Below are 12,664 nucleotides of genomic sequence, written 5' to 3'. Positions count from 1 at the left end.
GGGGAATTGAAGGATCACTGGTCGCGCACACGGCGCCGGCGCTCGGCATTGGCCCGCCCCGCCGCCCGGCGCGCGCCCGCATGCCCGGCCTCTCCGGCAAGGACCGGCTCGGGCGCTGCCAGATGGCCGGCAAGTGCCTGGACGCTGGGGTGGGCGAACATGGCGACCACGGGGAAGTTGCGCCCCAGAGCCTTGCGCAGCTTCTGATGCAGCCGCAGCAAGGTCAGCGACGTCGCCCCCAACTCGAAGAAGCTGGCGCTCCGGTCCACCGGCCCGGTGCCGAGTTCCTGTGCGAGGAGGTCGGCGATCAGCTCGGCAACCGCCCCGTCGACGGGTCCGGTCCGGGTCTCGCCAGCCTCTGCGTCCTCGCCGATCTCGACGCCATCCGTGACCGGCAAGGCGCCGGCAGTCGTGGGCTCGACCGCGGGCAACAGGGCCTGCCAGGCGCCCGGGTCGGCTGCGAGATCGGACAGCATGCGGCAATAGGCGTTGAACACGCCTTCGATCCACTCGCCGTCGAACAGGCCTTCGACATGGTCCCAGTTGAAGGCAAGCTCGCCGTCCCGGTCGACGACCTGATGGTCGATCCACACCTGCGGCGTCTGGGTGATGCCGCCGGTGAACCGGCCCAGCCAGTCTGCGGTGCGGCCGTCGGACGCCGTGTTGTCGACGCCGACACCGCTGGTGAAGACCACGGGAACGGCGAGCGCCTGCGCATCCGTGCCGCGCCTTGCGGCCTCGCGCATCACCCGCACCGCTGAAACCCGGGCGTGCTCGAGATCCTCCATCAGCCGGTCCTGCAGACGGCGTGCGGCTGCGGCGAAGCTCTCCCCTTCGCGCGCCTCGAACGGCACCAGCAGCAGCGAGGTGAAGTCGCCGACCAAAAGGTCGATCTGCGGATGGATCGGATCGCGGCGGAACAGCGTCAGGTTCACGCTGAAGCGGTCGCCGCCCCCGCCGCCGCGTAAGGCTGCCGCATAGGCGGAGAGCAGCGCCGCGTTGGGAGACAGGCCGGCAGTCGCCGCATTCGCGCGGAAGGCTGCCCATTCGTCATGGGAAAGCGTACCGGCGAGACGGGCAAAGCGCGGCGGCGTCAGGTCCTCCGGCTTGCGCCGCAAGGGCAGGTTTGGTGCCGGCGGCAGGTCCGGCAGGCGGGCGAACCAGTGCTCCAGGCTCGCCGCATGGGCGGGCGAGGCTTCCTCGCCCTGCCAGTGCAGCACCACATCGCGGAAGGACAGGTCCAGCGGCGGCAGCACGGTCTCGCGGTCGCGAGCCAGTGCGGCCCATTCCGACAAGAGCATGACCATGCTGCGTCCGTCGCAGACGAGATTGTCGAGGCTGACCAGCAGCCTGACGCCGCCTGCGTGTTTGGCCATGCGCACGTCGAACAAGGGCCATTGCGCCGTATCGTAGACCCGGTGGCTCATCTCCCGGCGCTGGCGCTCCAGCCAGTGCTCCAGCGCCGCCTCGTCGCCCTCCGTCAGATCGGCGGTCATCGCCGAGAAGACCGGCACTTGCGGCAGGATCCGCTGGTTGCCCTCCTCGTCGATCACCGCCCGCAGCATGCCGTGCCGCTGCACCAGCCGGTTCCAAGCCCAGCCCAGCGCCTCGGCGGACAGATCGGTGACGTCGATCTCCGCGAAGATGTGGGTCGACACCCCTCCCAGCGGAAACAGCGGCTGGCGGCCGATGAAATAGGCCTGCTGCACATCGGTGAGCGGGAACGGCTCGAACTGCGCGTGCGGGTCGACGGAAAGTTGCACCGGCGCGTCGCCGGAGGCCTCCTGCCCCTCCCGGCCCAGGTCGTCGAGATGGGCGGCGAGTTCGGCAAGGTCCTGCATCGCGAAAATGCTGCGCAGCTTCACCTTGCGCCCGAAGACGGCGCGGATGCGCTCGGTCATCCGCACGGCGATCAGGCTGTCGCCGCCGGCCGCGAAGAAATTGGCATCGCGTCCGACCTCATGGCCGAGCAACTCGCTCCAGATCGCGGCAAGCCGGCGTTCGCTCTCGCTGCGCGGGGCGGCGAGCGTCTGCTGTTCCGGGGCGGCCTCCCCCGGCAACGGCAGGCGCTTGCGGTCCACCTTGCCGTTTGCCGACAGGGGCAGCGTCGCCAGCAGCACCACCTGACGCGGCACCATGTATGCCGGCAGCACGCCTTCGAGATGGCGGATCACCCGTTCGGGGCGGAAACGCACGGCCGGATCGACGTTGCGGGCGGCCAGGACGGCGAGATCGCCGTTGCCGGCGGGATCGAGGGCAAGCGCGGCCTCGAAGCCGGCCGCTCCGAGGCTCTGCGTCCACGCCGAGGCGGCCATCAGCGGCAGACCGCTCTCCTTCCGCCGGTCGGCAAGCCCGGCAAAACCGCGCTCGATCAGCCCCGCCGTCAGGTCGATCATCGGGCCGTTGACGGTCAGTTCCACCGCCAGAAGGTGCCCGGCCGGCTTCAACAGCGAGCGGGCGTTCGCCAGAAGGTCGCCGACGTCGCGCGCCCGGTGCAGGGCATTGAAGGCAAGGACGACGTCGAAGCTGTTCGGTTCCAGCTCCGCCGGCATCGTGCCTTCGGGATCGAGCACCACGGTTGCGGCCTCCAGTCCGCCCGGCAGGTTTCGCGCCGCCTCGGCCAGCAGCAAGGGCGAGGGATCGGCCAGCACCAGACCGACGAGCGTCCGGGCGGGCTCTCCTGCGGCCGCCTCGGACAGTCCCGTCAGCCAGTCGCGGGTGGCGACGCCGCCGCGGGCACCGATCTCCAGGACACGCAGGGGCCGGCCCGCCGCCGTCGCCATCTCCGCGAGCGCTTCGCCGATGCGGCGATGAGTGTCGACCGCGCAAGGATTCAGCCGGGCCAGCCGTTCCGGGCTGAGATCGGCCCCGTCGGCATAGAAGAGCTCCAGAGGATCCATCTCGCCGCGCAGCACGGCCGCGATCTCCGGCACCAGTCCCTTGAGGCGGACGACGAGGTCGCGGGCTTGCCCCGCCTCAAGGGCTCCGTCTTCCATATCCTCCCAGGAGGGCGGCGGCGCCCCGATGCCGAAGCGGTCTCCGGCGCGCCTCAACACGCCGTGCCGTTCCAGATGGGCAAGCCAGCGCGGGAGCAACTGCCGGAAGTCCGCCGCAAGCCCGAGGGCGGTGGCCATGTCCTGCTGATCGAAGGTCTTGTCCCCCTCCACGAGCAGTCCGGCTTCGGCGAACAGGTCCGCCAGGGTGCGTGCTGCGAGCCCGGCCTGCCAGGCGGCATAGGCACCGGCCCTCCCCTGCGGCAGGGCGATGGCCTCCATGCCGCAGGCAAGCGTGTCCCCGAGGGAGGCAGCAATGGCTGCGGCCTCCGCCGGATCGGCGGCAAGCGTCTCGTGGAAGTCGGGATGGGCCCCCTCCAGGCGCAGCCAGGCGACCAGGCGCCGGCCCCGCTCCTGCGAGCCGACGACATCGACCACCGCGTCGCGTATCCCCGCATGGCCGGCCAGTGCCGCCTCGATATCCCCCAGTTCGATCCGGTGGCCGGCAATCTTCACCTGCGTGTCCCGGCGACCCAGGAACTCGATGATGCCGTCCGGCCAGTAGCGCGCCATGTCCCCGGTCCGGTAGAGCCGTTCGCCGTCCGGATGCCGGATGAAAGCGGCTTCGGTGCGCTCCTTGTCCCCCTCGTAGCCGAGGGCCAGACCGACGCCGCCGATATGCAGGTCGCCGATCACCCAGTCCGGCCGGTCGCGCAGGCGCGCATCCAGCACCCGGTAGCTCTGGTTGGACAGCGGCGTGCCATACGGGATCGACGTCCAGCCGGGACGCACCTCCTCCACCTCGAACCAGTTGGACCAGATCGAGGCCTCGGTCGCCCCGCCCATGGCGATGAGCCGTGCGCCCGGCACGCGCTCGCGCAGGATCGCAGGCAGTTTCAGCGGCACCCAGTCGCCCGAAAGCAGGACGAGGCGCAGGCTGGAGAGGTCGGCCCCCGTCTCCCCGAGCAGCAGATCGCAGACCGCCGGCACCGAGTTCCACACGGTAACGCCGTGGCGGGAGATCAGCTCCGCCCAGTGCGACGGGTCGTGCGTTCCCTCCGGGTCGGGCAGCACCAGCGCCGCCCCGGCCGCGAAACAGCCGAAGAGGTCGTAGACCGACAGGTCGAAGCCGAGCGCCGAGAAGCCGAAGATACGGTCGTTTTCATCGACATCGAAGCGAGCGTTGATGTCGAGGACCGTATTCGAGGCCCCGCGATGATCGATCAGAACGCCCTTGGGCGTTCCGGTCGAGCCGGACGTGTAGATGACATAGGCCTCGTCGGAGAGCGCGCGACCGCTCGCCGGTTCCGCTTCCTCGTAGCCTTCGCAGGCCTCCTCGTCCGCGAGGACAAGTTTTCCGGAAAACTCCGGCAGCCGCTCGGCCAGCCGCGCCTGGGTCACACCCAGCCGGATGCCGCTCGTCTCCACGATGCTGGCAAAGCGCGGCGAGGGGATCGCCGGATCGACGGGGATATAGACGCCGCCCTGCGACAGGATGGCGAGGCACGCTGCGGCCTGCTCCGCGCCCTTTTCCATCAGCACCGCGACACGCTCGCCGCGGCGGATGCCGGCCTGCCGCAGCCCGCCGGCAAGCCGCCGGACCCAGCCGGCCAGTTCGCCGTAGGAGTAGGACCTCCCCCCGACAACCAGCGCCAGAGCTTGCGGTCTGGCCTGCGTGTTTCGGAAGAACGGGGCATCGAGCAGGTCGAGCGGCAGCTCCCGTGCCGTCTCGTTGACCGCACGGCGCACCAGCCTCTGGCTCTCCGGCCGCAGATCGCCGACCGGCTCGTGCCACGTCGCGGCTTCATCGGCCAGCCGCTCCAGCAGGGCGCCGTAGGCCGTGAACATCCCCTCGACGAGGCCGGCGGGGAACAGTCCGTCGACCACATCCCAATTGTAGACGAGCGCCCCGTCCTGCTCGCCCGCCTGATGATCGAGCCAGACCTGCGGCGTCTGGGTGATACCGTGGACAAGCCGGCCGAGCACATCGCCCTCCGAGGTCCCCTTGGTGGGGTCCTGCATGCCGAGTTGGCTGGTGAAGACCACGGGCGCTGCGAACTGCCGCCCGGCCTCGCCGCGGTTCAACTCGCGCAGCACGTCGACCGCGCTGAAGGTCCGGTGCTCCAGCGCCTCGAACATGCGCCCCTGCACGTCGCGCAGGCGCTCGCCGAGCGGCATCACCGCCTCGATATCGAGGGCGAGCAGGGTCAGGCAGGTGAAGTCGCCGACCAGCCGGGGCACGTCCTCGTGCAGGGCGAGGCGGTCGAAGATCGTCAGGTTGAGCGAGAAGCGCGCCTGGTCGCTCCAGGCGGCGAGCACCTCGCCGAAGACGCCGACCAGCAGGCCGGCAGGCGTCACTCCGACCTTGCGGGCCTGCGCCTTCAACGCCTCCCAGCGGGGAGCGTCGAGATCCGCCTGCAGCCTGGAAAATCGTGGTGCTCCAATATGTTCCGGCGCACGCGCCAGAGGCAGTTGCGGACCTTGCGGCAACTCGTCGAGCTGCGCCAGCCAGTAGGTTCGGTCGGTCTCCTGGCGCCGTTTGCGCTCCGCATCCGGGGCCGATTTGGCCAGGACATAGTCGCGGAAGGAGATCGTGAAGGGCGGCAGGCCGGCGGCCTCGGCCGAGCCGGAAAGGTAGAGCGCCTGCCATTCCTGCCAGAGGATCTGGCTGCTCATCGCATCATTGATAAGCATGTCGATGGAAATGTGCAGGCGGTCGCGGCCGCCGGGCATACGTGTCAGGCGGATGTCGAACATCGGCCAGACCGAGGGATCGAGCACCTGATGCGAGAGGGTGTCGCGCATCTCCAGCAGGTGGTAGGCGATCCGGTCCGGATCCGCATCGGAAAGATCAGTAACCTCAATGCGATAGCACGGAACCTTAGCAAGGATGCGCTGGCGGCCCGTATCGTCGACGACCAGCCGCAGCGCGTCGTGGCGGGCGATCAGGAGGTTCCACGCCTCCTCCAGCCGCGCAATGTCGAAGGGGGTATCCGGCTCGGTCTCAAGATACGCGTGGCAGGCGATGCCCCCGAGGACATGCCGTGGATCGCGGCCGACCCAGTAGGCATATTGCAGTTCGGTGAGAGGGAACGGCTCGTGGCGGGCATTGGCATCGGCAAGGATCAGGCCCTGCCCGCCGCTGCCGGACGGGGTATCCCCGCTCCTTTCCGAAGGCTCCGCCTCGCCGGCGAGCGCGACCAGATGGGCGCGCAGGCGTCCGGGCGTCGCATTCTCGAAGATCGCCCGCAACGGGCAGGCAAGGCCGAGGTCGCGGGCGATGACGCGGGCAAGATCCATCACCAGGATGGAATCGAGGCCGAGACCGATGAGGTCCGCTTCGTCGCTCAACACGCCGGCATCGACCTTCAGCACCTCGCGCAGCGCCGCATCGACGAACGTGCCAACCGTCTGGCGGCGCTCGTCTTCCGACAGGCGCGACCAGTCCGGACGTTCGCCCTCGACGGGCCCGGCGAGCGCCGGCGCCACACGGGCCAGCAGGTCGCTGCGCCCGAAGGCGCGGTAGAGCGGGGCGAAGGCCGGCCACTCCACATCGACGGCGACGACATTGCCGCCGGGGCCGGCGACGAGCCGGTTCAGCGTGGCGATGCCGCGCGCCGGCTCGAACTTGTGGATGCGGGCCCGCCGCAACAGGTCGAGCAGGTTATCCTCCAGGTCGGAGAGCCCGCCCTTGCCGCCCCACGGCCCCCAGGCGATGGACAAGCCGGGCAGACCGCGGGCCCGGCGCAGGCGCACGAGCGCATCCTGGTAGGCGTTGGCGGCGCCATAATGGATCTGGAGGCGCGACCCCCAGACGCCGGAGATGGAGGAAAACAGCACGAAGGCGGCAAGGTCGGTGCGGTGCTCGGTCAGGCGATGCAGCACTGCCGAGCCCTGTATCTTGGAGCGCAGCACGGCCGAGAAATTCTCCTCCCCCAGCTCTTCGAGCCTGTCGAAAAGGCCGATACCGGCGCAATGGAAGACGCCGCGCAGCGGCACGTTCTCCCCGTCGATGCCGGCAAGGACGGCGGCCATCGCCGCCTCGTCGGCGACATCCGCCTCGACATGGCGAATGTCGATGCCGGCCAGCCGCAAGCGCTCATAGGCGGCGCGCGCCCTTGGCCCCGGCGCGCTGCGGGCGGTGACGACGATCCGCCGCACGCCCTTTTCCGCCAGCCACTCGACCACATGGGAACCGGTGGCGCCGGCACCGCCGCATACGAGATATGCCCCGTCCACCGGCAGGTCCCCGGCCTCTTGCGGGACATCGGCCTCGAGCGGAGCTATCCGCGGCGAGAACCAGCCGTCCGGGCGCGCCTGCAGCATGTCCTGCTCTTCGAAAACCGCCTCCAGCCGCGGCAGGAGCTCCGCGAATATCCCGGCCGGATCGCAGTCCGGAGCGATGTCGACGAGCAGGATCTGCAGGTCCGGGCATTCGATCGAGAGCGAACGCGCCGCGCCCCAGAACGCGGCCTGAAATGGCGCATTCGTGCCGTTTTCGCCCTGCGCGCCGCGGGTCGGGAGAAGGATGCGGAATTTTTGCGAAAACGACTGCAACTTTTGAGAAAGGCGTATCAATCTCCACAAATTCGAGACATCCGGCGCTGCACCCTCGCCGTCCCCATCCGCCTCGAATCCATCGAGCCAGACGATCAACCGTTCGGAACTCTCGATGAACTGCTCGTCGCTGCCGCAAGCGGCGATCTCCCGCCCCGGCGCGGCCTGCCGAAGGGCGTGGACAAGGTCCGGCGACCCGCCGACGGCAAGCAGCGGAGCAGCGGGGACAGATGCGGATGCCGGGGCTGAGGGCAGCTCGACCTGCTCCCACTCGACCCGGTAGAGCGGCAGCACGCCGGAGCTGTCGCGTCCCGGGGCCGGAAGGGCGGCGCGGACCGGCGCGCTGGCGCCGTAATCGAGCCAGTAGGACTTGTGCACGAAGGGATAGAGCGGCAGCTGGGAAGGACGCGCGCGCTCGCCCCGGAACACGGCGGCGCGGTTGGCGTCGACGCCGCGCCGGTAGAGCGCGGCAAGACTGCGGCGCAGCATCAGGCCGGTGCCGTCGTCGGGCGCGGCGCTGGCCAGGAACAGGGCGCCGGTCAGGTCGCGGTGCTGGGCCTCGCGCTGGGAGAGCATGGCGAGCACCGGCCGGGGGCCGATCTCGACGAAGGTGTCGCAGCCGGCCTCGAAGGCGCGCCCCAGCGCCTCAGCGTAGCGGACGGTGCGGCGGGCCTGGGTGCCCCAGTAGTCGGCGCCGGGCGCCCGCTCCAGCTGCGCGCCGGTGACGGTCGAGAAAACCGCAAGGCGCGGGTCGGTAAGCGCGATATCCCCGGCGACCTCGGCAAAGGGCGCCAGCATCGGCTCCATCAGGGCCGAGTGGAAGGCGTGCGAGACATGCAGGCGGCGGGCGCTGACGCCCCGCCCCTCCAGCAGCGCGGCGAGCCGCTCCACCTTGTCCTCGCTGCCGGCCAGCACCGCGTCGGCGGAGGAGTTGACGGCGGCGAGCGACAGGCCGTGCTCTTTGGCCAGCGCCTCCGCCTCATCCTGCGGCAGGCGCACGGCGAGCATCGCGCCGGCCTCGGGGAGCTCCTGCATCAAGCGGCCGCGACGGGCGATGATGCGGGCCGCATCGTCGAGCTCCAGCATGCCGGCATGGACGAAGGCGGCGAATTCGCCGATGGAATGGCCGATGACGGCGGCGGGCTCGATGCCGAAGGCGCGCCACAGCTGCGCCAGCGCGAACTGGACGGCGAAGAGCGCCGGCTGGGCAAACTCCGTGCGCCGCAGCTCCTCCTCGCCGGCGGCGAAGACGAGATCGCGGATGGAGCGGCCGAGATGCGGCAGGAGCGCCGCGTCCGCGCGGTCGAACGCCTCGCGGAACACCGGCTCGGCGTCGTAGAGCCCCCGGCACATAGCCGGGTATTGCGCGCCCTGCCCGGTGAACAGGAAGGCGATGCGGGCAGGCGCAGCCGGACGATCCTCGCAGACCGCCCGCTCCAGCTCGGCAACGAGCCCCGCCGCATCGCCGGCAGCAACCGCAACCCGGTGGCCGGCCTCGTGGTCGCGGTGATGGGCCGCCGCATTGACCAGCGCGCGAGCATTCGTGTCCGGCTGCGACAGGCGCTCGGCGAAGGCGCGGCGCAGGCCGTCCGCCGCCTCCCGGCTGCGGGCGGAGAAGGCGAGAAGCAGCGGCGGCTGCGGGCCATCGGCCGCCTGCCCGGCGGCCTGATCCGGCGCCTGTTCCAGCAGGATATGGCCGATGGTGCCGGCGAAGCCGAAGGACGTGATGCCGGCCCGCCGGACAGCCCCCCGGCGCGGCCAGTCGGTGGCCCGGTCCGGCACCACCGCCGGGATCTCGCCCAGGCCGATCTCCGGATTGACGTCCTTGAGATGGAGATGCGGCGGCACCTGCCCCGCCTCCACCGCCAGCACCGCCTTGATCAGGCCGGCGATGCCGGCGCCGGCTTCCAGATGGCCGATATTGGTCTTCACGGAGCCGAGATAGAGCGGGTCGTCCTGCGGCCGGCCGGCGAAGACGTCGCGCACGGCACGATACTCGATGGGATCGCCGAGCCGGGTGCCGGTGCCGTGCAGCTCGAGGTAGTCGATGTCGCCGGGCGTCAGGCCGGCGCGCGTCAGGGCGGTGTCGATCATCCGGCGCTGCGCGGCGGCGTTGGGCGCGGAGAGGCCCGCACTGGCGCCGTCCTGCGCCAGCACGCTTTCAAGGATCACGGCGCGGATCGGATCGCCGTCGCGCAGCGCGTCGGAGAGGCGCTTGAGCACGACCATGCCGAGCCCCTCGCCGCGCACGTAGCCGTCGGCCGAGGCATCGAAGGTCTTGCACCGCCCGTCGGGGGCCAGCATGCCGGCGCGCGCCAGCACCAGGTCGATCTCGGTCAGCATCTGCAGTTTGACGCCGCCGGCCAGCGCCACCCCGCATTCGCGAAGGCGCAGCGCCTGGCAGGCGTTGTGAACCGCCGCGTGAGAGGCGGAGCAGGCGGTGTCGACGGCAAGGCTCGGTCCGTGCCAGTCGAAGAAGAAGGAGAGCCGGCCGGCGGCGGCGGCGAAGGCCGTGCCGGTGCCGTAATAGGGGTCGAGATGGGAGCGGTCGCCGGTGGCGAAGGGTATGTGGCCGTAGTCGCCGGTGCCGATGCCGATGAAGACGCCGGTATCCGTGCCGGCCAGGCGGGAGGGCGGAATGCCGGCATCCTCCAGCGCGTGCCAGGCGGCCTCCATCAGCAGGCGCTGCTGCGGATCGGTGTTGATCGCCTCGCGCGCGCCCATGCCGAAGAAGGCGGCGTCGAACCCGTCGACCCGCGTAAGGCAGGCGCCGAAGCCGGGGATCTCCGGTTCCGGCGCAAAGCGCGCGGGGCTGAGCGGACGCACCGCATCGCCGCCCTCCATCAGGAAGGACCAGAAGCGGGCGGGATCGTCGAAGTCCTCGTCGCCGCCGGGAAAGAGGCAGGAGAGACCGATGATCGCCAGCGGCTCGGCGCGCGCGCCGCGCTCGCCATGCGTGCCGAACGCCGGCCGGGCGGCGAGGGACGGAGCCGCCGTTTCCGCCGCCTCGCCGTCCGCCGGTTCGCTGCGGGCCAGCCAATCGGCCAGGGCAGCGACCGTCGGGTGGTCGAAAAGCAGCCCTTCGGGCAGCTGGCGGCCGAGCCGGGCCTCGAGGGCGGCAATCGCCTGCGTCGCCGCAAGGGAATCGAAGCCGAGGGCGAAGAGGCTCGCCTGCGGGTCGATCCGGCGGGCCGAGCCGAGGCCGAGTGCGCGGGCAGCGATCTCCGCCACCAGCGCGCGGTAGCCGTCAGCTGCGTGCGCAGGCCGGGAGCCAGGCTCCCCGGCCGCGTGCGGAACAGCGAGGACCAGTTCGTCGGAAAGATAGGCGCGGCGCATCTCCGCCCGCCGGACCTTGCCGCTGGTGGTGCGCTTCAACGTGCCCTTGCGGATGAGCACGACATCGGCGAGCGCAAGGCCGTGTTCGCGCGCGATCACCTCGCGGATGGCGCTTTCGACCTCGCCCGCATCGAGCGACCCGTCGCGGCGCACCTCCTGCACCAGCACGACCGCCTCGCGCCCCTGTGCGTCATCGATGGCAAAGGCCGCCGCCGCGCCGCCGACGATGGCCGGATGCGCGCCGACGAGGCTGGCCTCCAGATCGTTGGGATAGTGGCACTGGCCGCGCAGGATCATCATGTCCTTGAGCCGGCCCGTCACATAGAGATGGCCGTCCTGCAGGAAGCCGAGGTCGCCGGTGCGCAGGAACGGCCCTCCCCGAGCGGCCGCCCCCGCCCCGTCGGCGGGAACGGCGCGGAAGGTCGCGGCGCTTGCCGCCTCGTTGCCCCAGTAGCCCCAGGCGATCTCCTCGCCGCCGACCCAGATCTCGCCGACGCGGCCCTCGGGCAGGGTCCGGAGCGTTTGCGGATCGACGATGCGCACGTCCTGGCCGTCGGTCTCGCCGCCGTTGGAGACATAGGTGCGCGCGCCGGCAGCGCCCGCCTCGACCGGGACCGCGCGCCCCTGCTCCAGCGCGGCGGCATCGATGGAAAGGAGGCGCGGGCCGGCCGGCTCGAAACCGGTCGTGACCAGCAGCGTCGCTTCGGCAAGACCATAGGCCGGGCGAATCGCCTGCGGCCGCAGCCCGTGCGGCGCGAAGGTCTGCTGGAAGGCCGCGACCTGGCGCGGCAGCACCGGCTCTGCGGCGGGAATGAAACTCTCCACCCGGCTGAGGTCGAGGCTTGCGCAGCGCGCGGCATCGTAGCGCTCGACGCAGGCATCCATGGAGAAGGCCGGGCACGGCATCATGCCCGCGCCTTCCGCCGAGGCCACTTCCAGCCAGTGGAGCGGATCGGCGACGAAGGAGGTCGGCGACAGGACGACCGCCTTGCCGCCGGCGACCAGAGGCGCGAAGACGCCCATGATCAGCCCCATGTCGTGATAGAGCGGCAGCCAGCTGACGACGACGGGCCGCTCTTTCGGTGCCAGCAGGCGCGAGATGAAGCGCAGGTTGCGCATCAGGGGGGCGTGGCCGTTGATCACGCCCTTGGGATCGCCGGTGGATCCGGAGGTGTACTGCAGGAAGGCGGTGTCGGTGCCGCGAAGGGGATCGCCCTGCCATGCGCACCGCTCGCAAGGCGCATCGAGGATGAGGACGCGGGCGCCGGCCTGCTGCGCGAAGGCCTCCAGGTCGGCCTGCGACTGGCGGCGGATCTCGTCGGTGGTGACGATGAAGCGGGGCTTGCAGTCGGCGGCGATCGGTCCGACCTTGCCGAGCACGCGCCGGACGCGCGAAGGACCCGGCAGGTTTACGGGCACGCCGATGAAGCCGGCCTGCATGCAGCCGAGCAGCGCGACCACATAGTCGATGCTGGAGGGCAGCAGGATCAGCACCCGGTCGCCGCGATGCCCTTCGCGCGCCAGACGTGCGGCCAGCGCGCGGGCGCTCGCCGAAAGCTGCGCATAGGTGAGCGTCACCGGCTCGGCGCCGGGGCGGGCGCGGAAGTCGAGCGCGATCTCCTCCCCCCGCTTCCCGGCCCAGTGCGCAACGGCATCGACCAGCGTTTCGACGGCAGGAACCTCAGGCGAGACAACGGACATGCATGAACTCCAGCTAACCTGTCGCAGTGCGATAACCGTCTGTTTTCCCGTGGCGAACGGCGCATTTCGAGGAACAG

Annotated in this window: 1 protein-coding gene; it reads right to left on the bottom strand. The window is 70.7% G+C overall.

Annotation, left to right across the window (positions count from 1 at the left end; translation table 11 throughout):
• Positions 1-14: 14 nt before the first annotated feature.
• Positions 15-12,587 carry a non-ribosomal peptide synthetase/type I polyketide synthase gene (locus tag MNI96_RS19160; protein WP_249695745.1) on the bottom strand — a complete coding sequence of 4,191 codons (12,573 nt, stop codon included), beginning with the start codon at positions 12,585-12,587 and terminating at the stop codon, positions 15-17.
• Positions 12,588-12,664 lie beyond the last annotated feature (77 nt).

Origin of the sequence: Stappia sp. WLB 29 (genome assembly GCF_023507705.1) — a bacterium.
In the GTDB taxonomy this organism is placed as follows: Bacteria; Pseudomonadota; Alphaproteobacteria; order Rhizobiales; family Stappiaceae; genus Stappia.
Note: the sequence above shows the minus strand (reverse complement) of the source record. Positions and strands in the feature narration are given on the sequence as shown.

Coding starts and splice junctions, on each gene's coding strand:
- MNI96_RS19160 (WP_249695745.1), bottom strand. CDS start 12,587: ATGTCCGTTGTCTCGCCTGAGGTTCCTGCCGTCGAAACGCTGGTCGAT.